Raw genomic sequence first — 14800 nt, 5'->3', positions numbered from 1 at the left:
TTTGGGGTAACGTTATGAAGTAAAACCTTCGGCACGCAAGCGTGTATTGCGCTCGTAAGCTTCTTTCAGCATACGTGTAGTTTGCGGCCGTACCGCCATTTTACCAAATACCACTTCATTGGGTCCGATGACCATAATTTCGCCCGGACTGCCTTTAATGACAGCACCATCGCGAATCACAGCACCTTCACCGATAATCGCATGTTCAATATGGACGTTACGTCCAATGCGTGTGTCCGGCATAACGATACTTTCTTTGATGGCTGATCCTTTACCTACCTCGACACCACTAAATACAACGGAGCGTTCAATTCGGCCCTCTACTTGACAGGAATCATGCAACAAGCTGCCCAATGGCTGCGTTTGACGGTTAGGTACCTTTTGTGCGCTCAACCTTGTGCGGCGTTCACGTGTATACATCGGCCAATCCTTACGTTGAAGGTCGATCGCACAATTCTCGTGTAACAAATCCATGTGTGAATCCCACAGGCTTTTAACGGTACCTACGTCCTTCCAATAGCCCTGGAATTCATAAACGTACAAGGATTCTTGATCCGCTAACATTTTAGGTATGATATCTTTACCAAAATCATGACTGGATTGAGCATCCTGTGCGTCTTCTAACAGGTAGTTTCTCAAGTAATCCCATTTGAAAAGATAAATACCCATAGAGGCCAAATTACTTTCCGGTTTCTCAGGTTTCTCTGCAAATTCTGTGACACGTAGATCTTCATCCGCACTCATAACACCAAAACGGTGTGCTTCATCCCAAGGTACCTCCATGACAGAAATGGTAGCCGCAGCTCCTTTTTCCTTATGGTGGTTCAGCATTTCGCGATAATTCATATAGTAGATATGATCACCGGATAAAATAAGCACATGCTCCGGATTTTGGCTGTCAATATATTCAATATTCTTATGAATAGCATCTGCCGTTCCTAAGTATTCAGCGTTACCTGTGTTGTAAGATGGAAGCAGGGTAATTCCTTTGTCATCTGTTTTTGTAAGACCCCATGGTGTTCCATCCCCGATATGTTCGTGCAAGGATTCTGCCTCATATTGCGTCAGTACACCTACAGTATCAATGTCTGAATTTACGCAGTTACTGAGAGGAAAATCGATGATTCGGTAATGACCGCCAAAAGGTACGGCGGGTTTTGCAATCGTTGAAGTAAGGGGAGCAAGACGGCGTCCCTCTCCGCCTGCCAGCAGCATGGCAATGCATTCTTTATTAAACATTTCGTTTCCCTCCCGGTTTAGTTGTCAGTGTAGTACATACATAAACGGTATGGGGTACTCTTGAAACCATTAGGTATATAAGATTCCCCAAAAACTAAGGTTTATTTTTTTCCTAGTCATTTTTCTGTTCATTGTGGCTAGAATGGGGTAATAACTCAAGTCAGCTTTGAGCCAAAAGCGAATGCATTACCGATTCATACATTTTTACTTACAAACATATAAGGGTGGTGACGTGATGACAGACCAAACTCTTCCGCAACAGGCTATTTCATCGGAAGATATTTATTTGTTTCATGAAGGAACGCTTTATCACAGCTACCGATCTTTGGGTTCCCACCTTACTGTGGAGAACGGAGAACAGGGCGTCCGTTTTACGGTCTGGGCTCCTCATGCTCTCCATGTCGGGCTTGCTACAGATCGCAACAACTGGAATGGGGAACAGGATTCCTTATATAGGGTTCCCAAATCCGGTTTTTGGAGTCGTTTTTTTCCGGGGATATCCCAAGGAACTTTTTACAAATACGACATTACGGGTGCAAACGGTGAACGATTTCTGAAAGCAGACCCTTACGCGGTACGTGCTGAAGTGAGACCGGCAACGGCTTCTGTGGTAGCTTCTATAGATGGTTATACTTGGAACGATGCGATTTGGCGCCGAAAACGTAGAGCACCGTATGGAAAGCCTCTACACATATATGAGCTTCATCTGGGCACTTGGAAGCAAAAAGAAGATGGTACGTTTTATACATACAGGGAAATAGCTGAGCTTCTTGTGCCTTATGTGACTGATATGGGGTATACACATATTGAACTGATGCCGCTGAGTGAACATCCGTATGATCTTTCCTGGGGCTACCAACTTACTGGATATTTTGCACTCACAAGCCGTTATGGAGAACCGCATGATTTTATGTATTTGGTGGATCGTTGCCATCAGGCGGGAATTGGAGTGCTGATGGATTGGGTCCCAGCCCATTTTGCAAAAGATGCTCATGGATTAAGGCTGTTTGACGGATCGCCCCTGTTCGAATATGCGGATCCGCTGATTGCGGAAAAGCCCGGCTGGGGAACGCTGACGTTTGATTACAGCAAACCGGAGGTGCGTTCTTTCCTGATATCTAATGCGTTATTTTGGATGGATATGTACCATATTGACGGCCTGCGCGTAGATGCTGTGACGAGTATGCTACGGCTGGATTTTGAAAAGCAGGACGGTCAATATCGTTTTAACTCTAAGGGAGGTATTGAAAATGAGGAGGCTATTGCCTTCCTTCAACAACTGAATGAAACAGTATTCCGCTATTATCCGTATGCTCTGATGATGGCAGAGGAGTCCAGTGCCTGGCCTATGGTAACTTCCCCGGTAAGCGATGGAGGACTCGGTTTTAATTACAAATGGAATATGGGCTGGATGAACGATACGCTTGATTATATCGAAACGAATTTCGATCAGAGACCGGAGCGCCATAATTTGCTGACATTCCCCATAGCTTATGCGTACAGCGAAAATTTTACACTGCCATTGTCGCACGATGAGGTTGTTCATGGTAAGAAGTCGCTGCTTGATAAAATGCCAGGTAACTATGAGCAAAAATTTGCCGGGCTTCGAGCGCTTCTCGGTTACCAACTCACCTCGCCGGGCAAAAAGCTATTATTTATGGGAGGGGAATTCGGCCAATTCATCGAATGGAAGGATGAGGAGCAGCTTGACTGGTTTCTGCTGGATTATGACAGTCACCGTTCGCTGCACGCTTTTACGAAAGCGCTGAATCATTTGTATATTCAGGAAAAGGCACTATGGGAACTGGATCATTCGTGGGATGGATATCAGTGGATTGAGGCGGAGGACCGTGGGCAGAGCGTAATTACGTATTTACGTAAAAGTAAAAAGCCAGGAGATACATTGGTCGTGCTTATTAACTTTCAGCCCGTACCGAGAGAGAACTACCGAATTGGGCTGGAAAAGGCCGGGAGTTATATCGAACTGCTGAACAGTGATCATAAGGACTTTGGGGGAAGTGGCCAGCTAAATACCGGAATGATACGGACCGCCCGTATTCCTTGCCACGGTCAGCTTCACAGCTTGGAGGTGACTATACCACCCCTGAGCATCGTTATACTCAAGAAAGCGCCTCGGAGGCCTAAAAAAGCAGATTAACCACATAAGGAGGAAGCATATATGAACATTTTGTTTGCGGCAGCAGAAGCACATCCATTTATTAAAACAGGCGGGTTGGCTGATGTCATTGGCGCACTGCCGAAGGCACTTCGTCAGGCGGGGTGCGACGTCCGAATCATTTTGCCTAAATATGCGGGGATTCCCGATACTTATAAAAAGTCTCTACGTCCGGTAGCGGTAAAGCAAGTAGCCGTAGGCTGGCGTAATCAATATTGTGGAATAGAGGAACTGACATTAGACGGAATCAAGGTTTATTTTATAGACAATGAGTATTACTTCGGTCGTGACGGTATTTACGGTTATATGGATGATGGCGAACGCTTTTCCTTTTTTAACCGAGCGATTTTAGAAATGCTGCCTGAACTGAACTTTCGGCCGGATATTTTGCATTGTCATGATTGGCATACAGCAATGGTTCCGCTGCTTCTGAATGCCGATTATCGACATTTGCCCTTCTACAGCGATATTCGCACGGTGTTTACCATACATAATCTGCTGTATCAGGGGGATTTTCCGTATGAGGTCTTAACTGAGCTGCTCAACCTGGATGGGAGCTATTTCACCTCCGAGGGTGTGGAGTATCATGGCAGACTGAATTTTATGAAAGGTGGGCTTACGTACTCGGATCATGTCACGACCGTGAGTCCGACCTATGCAGAGGAGATTCAAACGGAATTTTACGGATATGGGCTTGAGGGTCTGCTTCGTAAATTGGGAGATCAGGGTCGCTTAACAGGGATTGTGAACGGAATTGACACCAAAAGCTATAATCCTGCTACGGACAATCGTATTTATACGAAGTACCGAACGAGTCTGACAAAGAAAAAGGAAAACAAAATTGGTCTGCAAAAGGAGCTGGGTCTGCCGGTACGGCCGGACGTACCTATGATTGCCATGGTAACCCGACTTGTAGATATGAAGGGGCTAGATCTGGTAACGAGAGTGCTTGATGAAATCTTGTATTATGATGATATCCAGTTTGTCGTTTTGGGAACAGGGGATCCGGCTTTTGAGCATTGGTTCCGTGAGGCAGCGGGACGCTATCCACTGAAAATGTCGGCGCAGCTTGCTTTTAGCGAACCTCTGTCACGAAAAATATATGCGGCAAGCGATATGTATCTTATGCCATCAAGGTTTGAGCCTTGCGGGATCAGCCAACTGCTAGCGCTTCGTTATGGAAGTATCCCTATTGTGCGAGAAACTGGGGGCCTTAACGATACCGTGCAGGCTTACAATGAGTCTACAGGGGAAGGAAATGGATTTAGCTTCACGAACTACAATGCACATGATATGCTGAACACCATTCGTCGTGCTGTTCATTTTTATCGCCAATCTGAGCATTGGTCGAAGCTTACACAGACGGCTTTCGCAGGAGAATATAGTTGGGATGTTTCAGCCGAAGCGTATATGGATATTTACCATTTGCTCACAAAGACGGACTGAACGGAGTAGGAACACCATATTCATATTAATGAAAAAGGGAATCCCTTTAGCCAGTGTTTGGCTGAGGAATTCCCTTTTTTGCTATGATCAGTCGCCCCCGCCACCACAGCTGCTTCCACATGAAGAGCCGCTGCTACACGAAGAATGGCTACCAGAATCGCCTGAATCATGGTGAGAAGAGCCTCCATGATGAGAACTGTCATGGGAGGAATGATGATGCGAGTGATGCGTATCCCAGTTCGAGCAGCCGCTTGCCGAGCTACAACCAGATGAGCTAGCTAACCCGGCATTGCCTGTAGCATCCGGGTGCATGTGTATGGCAAATTGTTCAGGTTGATACCATGAATACCATACAACAGCTAATAACAGATAGTCGACCTGTAAATAGTTGACCTTAGGCAATTGCTTACCCTCAGGATCATCCACCGCTTTATTCACCCGCTCGCGCAGATGTTGTACAATCTTATGAACCGTTTGTTGGGCTTGCTGTGAAATGGCTATATTCTCCTGAGTATTCCAACGGTTACCTGCTGGCTGCGCCGAAGTTGTGAGTTTGTAATAATGTGAAAGCTCGTCGTTCGGTAATGGATGATTAAAAAAAGTCCCCCACAAACTGGCGCTATAGCGGTTCCAGCCAAAGCATTCCACATACAACCAATCAAACCACGCACGCTCCTCCGGCATCGGCTGAGAGCCGCCAGAATGGGGCGCATGGTGAAGCATACGACCAAAAAAAGCTTCCGAGAATTGCTGATATTCGCGGGTAAACATCAACATTTCGTGCCATAATTCATCCACATCACTACTGAACATAGGCACACGATTCATAATCGCGCATAGCATAAAATATCGTTTTAGCTCATGCCAACGCCAATCATATTCTTGCTCCGTAATCTCTGGGTGGGCTTCCATTACACGATTCCTTACGCTATGAGCATAGGAGACGGGAATGGATTGCTCCAATAGCTGCATCAGCTCCGTAATCTCTGGATGACGCTCCTGCGTAAGGGAAGAAGGAGAAGGGGAGCTGAGGAAAAAAGCATTCCGGCGCCGTGTTTTTCTGTTTCCCCGGTTCCTGCGTATTGCACGGAATATAAACCAAAAAATGATGAGGTCTATCACAATAAACAACGTCCAAAAGCTACTCATACTATCCATGATGGCTGGCTACTCCTTTCTGAAATAACACGGAATTAAGATTTAGCATTCGTTATTCAGCAGAGCGAATTCTTTTTTTATCTGGGCTAGCAGTTCAGGATTCGTGATTACATCGCAAGCAGTCCATGCCAAAGTTCTCGCAGCCAGCAGCATTCCTTCCATGGCTCGGTCCTGCATCGCCAAATCGCGGAATTCTGGTGTATGCAAGGCATGCTTCTCGTCAATAACTTGAATGTAAGGATGGATAGCAGGGCAATGAAGCGATACATTTCCGATATCCATAGAGCCATGATCTTCGCCTTCCGTTATATCTTCTTGCGAAATGCCAGCCTGTACCAAATTTGCGGTAAACGCATCGGAAAGTACACGGTTCGTGACCATTTCATCATAAGAAGTCTCATAATTGGAGGTCTCCAAACGACACCCGGCCTGTAAAGCAGCTCCTTCAGCAATTTGAATAACACGGCGAGTCAGCGGGTTCAGTTCTTGACGTGTAGCGGCCCTTACATAAAATTGCGCTGAGGCGTAATCAGGAATAATATTGGCTGCTTGGCCACCCTGATTAATGATCCCATGGATACGCACTGTGCTTTTTACTTGTTGACGGAACGCATTGATGCCATTGAACGTTTGAATCACAGCGTCCAGCGCGTTAATGCCTTCGTGCGGGCTGGCAGCCGCGTGAGCGGATTGACCAAAAAATTCGAATTGTACAGCATCAATCGCCAGCGATTTGCCTGATTTTTCGTAACGATCATAAGGATGCGTCATAAGTGCTATGTCGCAATCATCAAACAAACCGGCAGCGGCCATAGGGACCTTAGCACCACGAGTTTCTTCGGCAGGTGTGCCGTATACCCGTACTTCTCCACCAGTTTCGTCGATGATCGACTTGAGGCCAACGGCAGCACCGGTACTCATCATGCATATCAGATGGTGCCCACAGGCGTGTCCTAAACCTTTCAGAGCGTCATATTCTGCCAGAAATGCGACAACCGGCCCGGATTTTTCAGCTTTGTAAGTTGCAATAAAGGCTGTTTCTATGCCCAATACGGGTGCCTGGATCTCAAAACCGTGAAAAATGAGTTCTTCTTTTAAACGGGCAGCGGCCAGAAATTCCTCGTTTCCAAGTTCAGGATTTGCCCCAATATATAACGAAATGTCCTTAAAGCGTGGGGCATGCTGCTCAATTGTCTTTTGAATGGTCTGTTTAAAATTCATGCTGAAAACTCCTTTATATAAGCTGTAATGTAGGTACTGTGCTAGGTATGCTGAAATTGTACTATAACATTCATTGCATAATCATGCATATTCATTTATAATGACACAATCTTATTTATTATAAAGAATTTAAGGAGAGAAAAAAAGATTGAAAAAGGCATATCGTTTTACCGCCCTGGTTTTGACGGCGGTTATCTTGCTGTTGACGGGTCTTCCCATGCTCAATGCATACGGAACGGAAGCAAAGCCACAGAAAAAACTTGTAGTGGGCATGAGTGCCGACTTTCCGCCGTATGAGTTTCATAAAGTTATTAACGGTAAGGATACTATTGTTGGCTTCGATGTGGAAATCGCGAAGGAAATCGCCAAAGATTTGGGTGCGGAGATGGTCCCTGAGGACATGAGTTTTGACTCTTTGCTACCTGCTCTGCAAAGTGGTCGCGTAGACTTGGTACTGTCCGGTATGACACCGACGGATGAGCGTAGAAAAAGCATTGATTTTTCAGATGTATATTATCGCTCCAAGCAAGTCATTATGGTACGCCCAGAGGATAAAGACAAATATCCTACGATGGCTGCTTTGAAAGGCGAGAAGATTGGCGCGCAAAAGGGGAGTATTCAGGAAGAAATTGCTCAAAAAGTACCCAATGCCTCTGTAACCTCACTGGACAAAATATCCGATCTGGTACTCCAGCTGCGGACCCAGCGTATCAACGCTGTTGTGATCGAAGATACGGTTGCTAAAGGGTACACGTTAGATGGGACCGTAACACTTGCCAAAGCGATACCTGAGGATGCCGGAGCAGAAACTGCTGTAGGTATACGTAAGGGGAACGCAGAATTGCTTGCCTCTGTAAATAAAACGTTGGCTCGCCTGAAAGCGGACGGGTCGATTGAAAAGTTTTCTACAGAAGCGAGTGCACTCTCGGCAGATCGACAGGTTTCTTCTAATAACATCGTAGATATTTTTTGGAAATACCGCAGTCTTTACGCTACGGGTATTGGTTACACTCTGTTGCTGTCTGCACTCGGAGTACTGTTTGGATTTATCATTGGTCTGATCGTATCCTTGTTGCGGATGAGTGGTATACGCATCATTGAGTGGTTAGGTACCACATATGTGGAGATCCTGCGTGGCACACCTATGCTGGTGCAGCTCATGATCATTCACTACGGGATTGCTTTGACGCTGGGTGTCAATTTTACTCCACTCCAGTCCGGTATAATCACATTGTCTCTGAATAGCTCGGCATATCTGGCTGAAATTTTCCGTGCAGGTATCCAGGCAGTAGACCGTGGACAGATGGAGGCCGCACGCTCATTGGGTATGGGACGAGGCAAAGCTATGCGTCACGTCATTTTGCCACAAGCGTTTAAATCTATTTTGCCTGCTATAGGTAATGAGTTTATTACAATTATTAAAGAATCCTCCATTATTTCGACTATTGGTATGGTGGATATTATGTATCAAGCCCAGGTCATTAAGAATATTACCTACGAAGGATTAAGTCCGTTCATAATCACAGCCGCTATTTATTTTGTAATGACATTCAGCTTGTCTAAGCTGCTTGGTTTATGGGAAAGGAAGTTGAGAGCCAGTGATCACCGTTAAACAATTGCGTAAATCGTTCGGCAAGAATGAGATTTTAAAAGGCATTGATATAGATATCGCCAAAGGAGAAGTTGTCGTTATCATCGGTCCCAGCGGTTCGGGGAAGAGTACGTTTTTGCGTTGTATGAATCTGTTAGAACAGCCGACGGATGGGGAGATTTTATTTGAGGGCGAGCCGATTACAGCTCGTGGTCATAATATTAATGTAACCCGGGAAAAAATGGGGATGGTGTTCCAGCATTTTAATCTGTTCCCACACAAAACAGTGTTGCAGAACCTGACGCTTGCACCGACGCAGGTTAGAAAACAGTCAGGTAAGGAAGCGGAAAAAATTGCATTAGAACTCCTGCGTACCGTGGGGCTCGAGGATAAGAAGAATACCTATCCGAACCAGCTATCCGGTGGTCAGAAGCAACGTATTGCGATTGCGCGTGCTTTGGCCATGCAGCCGCACGTAATGCTGTTCGATGAGCCGACTTCTGCATTGGACCCTGAAATGGTTGGAGAGGTTCTGGATGTAATGAAGAAGCTCGCCGAAGGCGGTATGACAATGGTAATTGTAACGCATGAAATGGGCTTTGCCCGCGAGGTAGGCGATCGAATTATCTTTATGGATAACGGTCAAATTGTGGAGCAGGGTGCACCAGACCAGGTATTTGGCACTCCAAGCCATGATCGCACTCGTGATTTTCTTGCCAAAGTATTGTAAGAAAGTGCTGGTCTAATCATAAAAGAGCTCTCCGTTGACGGAGGGCTTTTCTTATTTTGTCACCATTTCCCCATACTTTCGTAACAAATATCGATTTCTTAATGACAAAATTGTAACGAGTGTAGTATGATGTTCAGGGTTCCCAACATTTTCATGCGGATAAGGTTACAAAATTGTGATATTATGCAGTAAGCCAAAACTTACCGGGACAGCATGCGGTTAGACAAGCGCTGAAATGCTGGCCCAAACTATGGGAAGTGCGGGGGACGTAACAACGGCAGCCATTCCGATACGTCATAAGACGATGAGGAATATGCCTAGGGGTGAATTGCACAAGCATAGGGCTTCTCCTGAGTCCGAATCCGACAGCTAACTTCGCAGGCATAAAAGAGGAGGTACATATCTTTGAAACATTTAAAACATATTGGTAAAACGATGAAAATTGCGGTGCTTGCCGCAGCTATTGCAGGGTTGGCACAGACAGCTGGAATAGCGGATGCTGCCTCGCTTCACACTGCCAAAGAGGGCGATACCTTCTTTTTGCTTGCTCAACGTTATGGAGTATCGGTAGACGAGCTAACAAAGGCTAACCCAAACATTGCCTCCAGCAATATATATGCAGGTCTGCAAATTAAGGTGCCTGGCGAAAAAAGTGTAAAGGCAGCTTCGGAATCGAAGCCGCAGCTTCTTACGGAGAAAGCAGCAGCGAATGAGGCGCCAACGATTGAAGCTTGGGGTAAAACATTCAACTATAGCAAAATAGTTGACGTTAAGGCTTCAGCGTATTCTGCCGCAGCCGATGAGAATGGTAAATGGGGCGCAGTGGACTACTACGGCAATCCGCTTAAACTAGGTACAATTGCGGTAGATCCTAACGTCATTCCGATGGGCACGAAAGTACTGGTTACAGGCTACTCCCATCCAGGTTTGCCGGATCATTCTTTTGTAGCTGTCGCTCGCGATCAGGGCAGCGCCATTACAGGAAAGCGGATTGATATCTTTATTCCAGGCAACAAATCATTTGTGAACGACTTTGGATTTCAAAATGTGAAGCTGTACGTTATTGATAAATAGCATTGTACGTATATACAGTTTAATTAAACATAATATATATTATGTAAACATAACGCCTATATCCGTATATATCTAGGTCGGACTCTTATCAGGTCCTATCCGTAAAAAGGCTGTCTTGACGAGCAGAATACTTCTGCTGGTAAGACAGCCTTTTTACGTTGCTTTAGCTTGTACCTCAATCATAAACATACTGTTATTTTCGTTCCGATGTGTGGAGTAGCCGGGGGACTGTCACAAATTTGTAGCCCTTAGCTTTTAGAGAGTGAATTAGACCCGGCAAAGCTTGGACAGTGCCTTGCAAGTTGGAACTTTGACCTCCACCAGCGTGCATTAAAATAATAGAGCCAGGCCCTGTAGCTGGAATCACATTTCGCTGAATTTGTGTTTTACTTAGTCCCTTCCAGTCGAGAGAGTCTACATTCCAGTTGACAATCATGTAGCCATGACGACGTGCCCACTTTATTTGAGGCTCTGTAATTTCACCGTAGGGTGGACGAATCAACTTGGGGCGAAAACCTGCGCTGGCTTGTAAAATACGTTCTGTTTTTGTAATCTGGTTGCGAAAGCGTTCTGGTGTAGCCTTCCTAAAATCCGGATGAGTATAGGAATGATTTCCTATAGCATGGCCTTCACGGATAATACGACGTATAATCCCCGGATGCTTCTCCGCACGGTGACCGACGATGAAAAAGGTGGCTTTGATGCCGTTGGCGTGTAATACGTCCAAAACCTGCGGCGTATACCTAGAATCGGGCACATCATCAAAGGTTAAGGCAATTTGGCGGGTGTGTGGGCCGCACATTTTAAAAATGTCCGCATGTTTTTTACGCAACATTGCTAATGTAGGAGTAGCTCGATCTGTACTCAGATGTACAGAAGAAGCAACAGCTGCTTCCTTCGGATGGGGCGTTCCGATCTTGGGAGGCGCATCCGCGTGAACGGGTAAACTTGAAAATGCTAGTAACAGTGCCAAGCATGGCAACACTCCCCTGTACGGCATATGTATCCCCCCTTTTCGTGCAGTGGTACCTAGTGGTGCTCTCGACTATTATGTACCTGTCCTATTAAAAATATGCTGGTTACCAAGTTAGGCTCATAAACGTCTGGAAAGAAGTTCGCGATGAAATGATTATCAATGAAGATGATGGAGCTAAACGTACATATTCTCTTAAACATGACCGAAAACAAGAGCATTTTCGCAAGTTTTAGCCTTACAACGGATTCGGTATCCCGTGACAGCTGGTGTATAATGGGGTTGCAATTCATAATTATACAGACATGGAATTGAAGGAAGGAAGGATAAAAGTGACCGACTTGTTTACTCCTTATCAATTAAAGGGGCTTTCTTTAAAAAATCGGATTGTTATGCCCCCGATGTGCCAATTCAGTGTGGAGGCCGAGGATGGAAATCCGACGGATTGGCATCATGTCCATTATGTGAGCCGAGCAGTAGGAGGTGCTGGTCTTATTATTGTGGAAATGACAGCGGTTCATCCTGATGGACGTATTACGGATCGTGATTTAGGTATTTGGAGTGACGAACATATTCCTGCATATCGTAAGATTGTAGAGGAAGTTCACAAGTATGGTGCCAAAATTGGCATTCAACTAGGCCACGCTGGACGCAAGGCCGAAGATGCTGAGCAACCTGTGGGTCCTTCTTCGATTCCTTTTAGCGAACGCCTTAAAAAGCCGCATGCCTTAAAGACAGCAGAAGTCAGGGAACTGGTTCAGGCATACAAAGAAGGCGCGCGCCGCGCGGTGGAAGCCGGTTTTGATACGGTTGAGATACATGGCGCTCACGGCTATCTGATCCATCAATTTCATTCGCCTTTAACAAATACGAGAGAAGATGAATATGGCCAGGATCTGTCACTGTTCGGTGTTGAGGTCATACATGCTGTTAAAGAGGTTCTTCCTGCTGATATGCCTGTGCTTATGCGGATATCTGCCAAAGAATACGTCGAGGATGGATATAATGTGGAATACATAACAGGTGTAGGGGAACGATATCGTGATGCAGGTGTGGACATTTTCCATATCTCTTCTGGTGGCGAGGGTCCAATTGGTTCTGGCGGAGGGCCGTCTGCGCGTGCTGGCTATCAGGTGGATTTAGCTCATACCGTCCGTGAAAAGCTGAATGTACCTGTAATTGCTGTTGGATTACTGGATGATTATGAGGACGCCCGTCGGGTTGTTCAGCAAAAAGAAGCTGATCTGGTAGCAATAGGCCGCGCCATGCTGCGTGATCCCTATTGGGCGTTGCATGCATCGCGGGAGCTAAAAGTACAGGCCGACATCCCAGAGCCTTACTTGCGCGGCTTTTAGATAATTTTTGAAACCCTCTTTGCAAAGCTTGCGTAAACATGTGTACAGAGCTTAAAATTTAAGCATTCAACTCTAGGAGGAACTTCACATGTCTATTTTCAAACGATTAAGAGATCTTACGATGTCCAACATTAACGCCATTATTGACAAGGCAGAAGATCCAGTTAAAATGACGGACCAATACATTCGTGATATGCAAGAGGACCTGGAAGATGCAGAGAAAGCGGTAGCCGCTCAAATTGCTATTGAAAAGAGATTCAAACAGCAATACGAAGAACAGGCTGCTTTGGTAAAGAAACGCGAAGAACAGGCACATACCGCTGCAAAAGCACAAAATGTAGATCTGGCCCGTCGCGCGCTGGAAGAAAAGAAATCTGCTGAACAAAAAATGAACGAGTTCAAAGCTGGTTACGAACAGAACAAAGCTGCGGCCGATAACCTGCGTGGCAAGCTGGATGAAATGCGCAGACAGCTGACAGAAATGAAAAACAAGCGCGAGACACTGGTTGCCCGTTATAACGCAGCTAAAGCGCAAACTGAAATTAACAAAGCTATGAACGGTTTTAGCTCTGATACGGCAACTGCCGGATTGAAGCGTATGGAGGAAAAAATGCTGCAAGCAGAAGCACGTGCCGAAGCGAGCAACGAAATGTCTTCTAAGGAAAAATCGTTGGATGAGGAGTTCAAAGAGCTGGATAAGAAAAGCGCCGTGGACGATGAGCTTGCCGCTTTGTTGAAGCAATACGAAAATAAATAAGAACATTTAAGCAGTGCCGCCAAGTTTGATTGCTCAGGAAGCGAAGGAGAAACGTTTTCTCCTTCGCTTTTCCCTGCCCGCAGGCGTAAAACATTATATGAAGGTCAAGAAGATGTGGAGGATGGTATGAAATGCATTTTTTAGAAACGATGAAAGCAATGCTTGTATGGACTGGTGCGGGAGCTATTTTGATCTTCGCATTAATGTATGTCGACTCTTTATTCACGAAGTATAAGGATTTTGCCGAAGTGAAAGCTGGAAATATGGCCGTAACGGTACGAATGATTATGAAGCTGGTTGCACAAGGCTATATTTTGTCAGGCTCTATCGCTACAGCTAATAATTTGCTCGAAGCGCTTGTGTATTCTGTGATCGCTTTTGTCATCCTGCTTGTTTTGGAAGTTATTGTACGTCTGCTGTTGCGGTACTGGGCCCAGTTTGATCTGGATAAAGGTACACAGGAAGGTAAAATTGGTTTCGGCCTGTTTTCAGGAGCGCTGCATCTGGTTGGCGCCTTGATCATTACAGCATGCTTCTAGGCTAAGAAAGGCAGGAATATAACCATGGGTGTTTGGAAACGAATTTCAAATCTATTTGCTAAGCCGGAGCCGCCAAAAGCAGAGAAAAGCATGCTTCACTTAAATCCAGGTGATATCTGTGAAGTTTCGCTTGTCACCTATGAAGTGGTAGGTCGTGTACATAATCGTGCCCGGAATGCCGTTGTTTTGACACTTCAGGATGGTAATCAAATCAGTTATCTTCATATAGAGGAACGGGAAACACTGCAATTCGGACTATATCAGGCCATCGACGGCAGACTTGACAACCCTGAGGAAGTGCCGACCATTTTAGAGCTGGATGATACAACGTATCATTTGGAGGAGCAATATTCTGGGCAAGTTACCGTCATGGGCCGTGCTCCTTTCCGACAGGGTGGAGAGCAGCATGTTTGGCAGTACCAGTCTGATAATTACCATTTGTTGCGGGTAGAGTGGCAGGACGGTCGCTTTATGCTTTATGAAGGAGAAGAAGTGATTACCGGAGACGTCAAGGTTATTCGGGCAAGCTAGGAGAGGGTTA

General features: G+C 45.6%; 13 protein-coding genes and 1 riboswitch. Of the genes, 9 read left to right on the top strand and 4 right to left on the bottom strand.

All coding sequences use genetic code 11. The features are described 5' to 3' along the window. Positions 1–12 precede the first annotated feature (12 nt). Positions 13–1239 carry a glucose-1-phosphate adenylyltransferase gene (locus tag MLD56_RS13500; protein WP_029517455.1) on the bottom strand — a complete coding sequence of 409 codons (1227 nt, stop codon included), beginning with the start codon at positions 1237–1239 and terminating at the stop codon, positions 13–15. Positions 1240–1474: 235 nt separating this feature from the next. On the opposite strand from MLD56_RS13500, the gene glgB reads away from it, so the two are divergent. After that, entirely contained in the window at positions 1475–3397 is a 1923-nt protein-coding gene (glgB, locus tag MLD56_RS13495; RefSeq protein WP_029517456.1) for a 1,4-alpha-glucan branching protein GlgB, read from the top strand. A 21-nt stretch (positions 3398–3418) separates the two neighbouring features. Then, entirely contained in the window at positions 3419–4861 is a 1443-nt protein-coding gene (gene glgA / locus MLD56_RS13490) for a glycogen synthase GlgA (protein WP_029517457.1), read from the top strand. A gap of 87 nt (positions 4862–4948) precedes the next feature. Here glgA and MLD56_RS13485 read toward each other — a convergent pair whose 3' ends face one another. Together MLD56_RS13485 and MLD56_RS13480 are read right to left on the bottom strand one after the other, a co-directional pair. Beyond that, positions 4949–6019 carry a glycine-rich domain-containing protein gene (locus tag MLD56_RS13485; protein WP_029517458.1) on the bottom strand — a complete coding sequence of 357 codons (1071 nt, stop codon included), beginning with the start codon at positions 6017–6019 and terminating at the stop codon, positions 4949–4951. Between the two features lie 42 nt (positions 6020–6061). After that, entirely contained in the window at positions 6062–7240 is a 1179-nt protein-coding gene (locus MLD56_RS13480; RefSeq protein ID WP_029517459.1) for a M20 family metallopeptidase, read from the bottom strand. 148 nt (positions 7241–7388) lie between these two features. Here MLD56_RS13480 and MLD56_RS13475 point away from each other — a divergent pair, with 148 nt between their 5' ends. The 3 genes from MLD56_RS13475 to MLD56_RS13465 all read left to right on the top strand — a co-directional run bounded on the left by MLD56_RS13475 (position 7389) and on the right by MLD56_RS13465 (position 10635). Beyond that, positions 7389–8852 (top strand): ABC transporter substrate-binding protein/permease, encoded by a 1464-nt coding sequence (locus tag MLD56_RS13475; RefSeq protein ID WP_029517460.1) that lies wholly within the window; start codon positions 7389–7391, stop codon positions 8850–8852. Next, positions 8839–9561, top strand: a complete 723-nt coding sequence (locus MLD56_RS13470; protein WP_029517461.1) for an amino acid ABC transporter ATP-binding protein — start codon at positions 8839–8841, stop codon at positions 9559–9561. The genes MLD56_RS13475 and MLD56_RS13470 overlap by 14 nt, the downstream gene beginning before the upstream one ends. A 230-nt stretch (positions 9562–9791) precedes the next feature. Next, positions 9792–9960: riboswitch (cyclic di-AMP (ydaO/yuaA leader) on the top strand. A 6-nt stretch (positions 9961–9966) separates the two neighbouring features. After that, positions 9967–10635 (top strand): 3D domain-containing protein, encoded by a 669-nt coding sequence (locus MLD56_RS13465; protein ID WP_029517462.1) that lies wholly within the window; start codon positions 9967–9969, stop codon positions 10633–10635. A 193-nt stretch (positions 10636–10828) separates the two neighbouring features. Here MLD56_RS13465 and MLD56_RS13460 read toward each other — a convergent pair whose 3' ends face one another. After that, positions 10829–11635, bottom strand: a complete 807-nt coding sequence (locus MLD56_RS13460) for a polysaccharide deacetylase family protein (RefSeq protein WP_029517463.1) — start codon at positions 11633–11635, stop codon at positions 10829–10831. A gap of 305 nt (positions 11636–11940) precedes the next feature. On the opposite strand from MLD56_RS13460, the gene MLD56_RS13455 reads away from it, so the two are divergent. From MLD56_RS13455 to MLD56_RS13440, 4 genes are all read left to right on the top strand, one after another. Beyond that, positions 11941–12963 carry an NADH:flavin oxidoreductase/NADH oxidase gene (locus MLD56_RS13455; RefSeq protein WP_029517464.1) on the top strand — a complete coding sequence of 341 codons (1023 nt, stop codon included), beginning with the start codon at positions 11941–11943 and terminating at the stop codon, positions 12961–12963. 88 nt (positions 12964–13051) lie between these two features. Continuing rightward, positions 13052–13720: a PspA/IM30 family protein gene (locus MLD56_RS13450; RefSeq protein ID WP_010348252.1), complete on the top strand. Its 669-nt coding sequence runs from the start codon at positions 13052–13054 to the stop codon at positions 13718–13720. Between the two features lie 131 nt (positions 13721–13851). Next, entirely contained in the window at positions 13852–14259 is a 408-nt protein-coding gene (locus MLD56_RS13445) for a DUF350 domain-containing protein (RefSeq protein ID WP_013310484.1), read from the top strand. Positions 14260–14283: 24 nt separating this feature from the next. Then, a complete protein-coding gene (locus tag MLD56_RS13440; protein WP_029517465.1) occupies positions 14284–14790 on the top strand; it encodes a DUF4178 domain-containing protein in 507 nt (168 codons plus the stop codon). The last annotated feature ends 10 nt before the right edge of the window (positions 14791–14800 follow it).

This window comes from Paenibacillus peoriae, from assembly GCF_022531965.1.
GTDB classification, from domain to species: domain Bacteria; phylum Bacillota; class Bacilli; order Paenibacillales; family Paenibacillaceae; genus Paenibacillus; species Paenibacillus polymyxa_D.
The sequence above is the reverse complement of the archived record's forward strand: the minus strand, read 5'-3'. Positions and strand labels throughout refer to the sequence as shown.

What these genes read in the sequence shown, in the direction of transcription:
- MLD56_RS13460 (WP_029517463.1), bottom strand. Translation starts at nt 11,635, where the DNA reads ATGCCGTACAGGGGAGTGTTGCCATGCTTGGCACTGTTACTAGCATTT.
- glgA (WP_029517457.1), top strand. Translation starts at nt 3,419, where the DNA reads ATGAACATTTTGTTTGCGGCAGCAGAAGCACATCCATTTATTAAAACA.
- MLD56_RS13500 (WP_029517455.1), bottom strand. Translation starts at nt 1,239, where the DNA reads ATGTTTAATAAAGAATGCATTGCCATGCTGCTGGCAGGCGGAGAGGGA.
- MLD56_RS13445 (WP_013310484.1), top strand. Translation starts at nt 13,852, where the DNA reads ATGCATTTTTTAGAAACGATGAAAGCAATGCTTGTATGGACTGGTGCG.
- MLD56_RS13485 (WP_029517458.1), bottom strand. Translation starts at nt 6,019, where the DNA reads ATGGATAGTATGAGTAGCTTTTGGACGTTGTTTATTGTGATAGACCTC.
- MLD56_RS13440 (WP_029517465.1), top strand. Translation starts at nt 14,284, where the DNA reads ATGGGTGTTTGGAAACGAATTTCAAATCTATTTGCTAAGCCGGAGCCG.
- MLD56_RS13480 (WP_029517459.1), bottom strand. Translation starts at nt 7,240, where the DNA reads ATGAATTTTAAACAGACCATTCAAAAGACAATTGAGCAGCATGCCCCA.
- glgB (WP_029517456.1), top strand. Translation starts at nt 1,475, where the DNA reads ATGACAGACCAAACTCTTCCGCAACAGGCTATTTCATCGGAAGATATT.
- MLD56_RS13450 (WP_010348252.1), top strand. Translation starts at nt 13,052, where the DNA reads ATGTCTATTTTCAAACGATTAAGAGATCTTACGATGTCCAACATTAAC.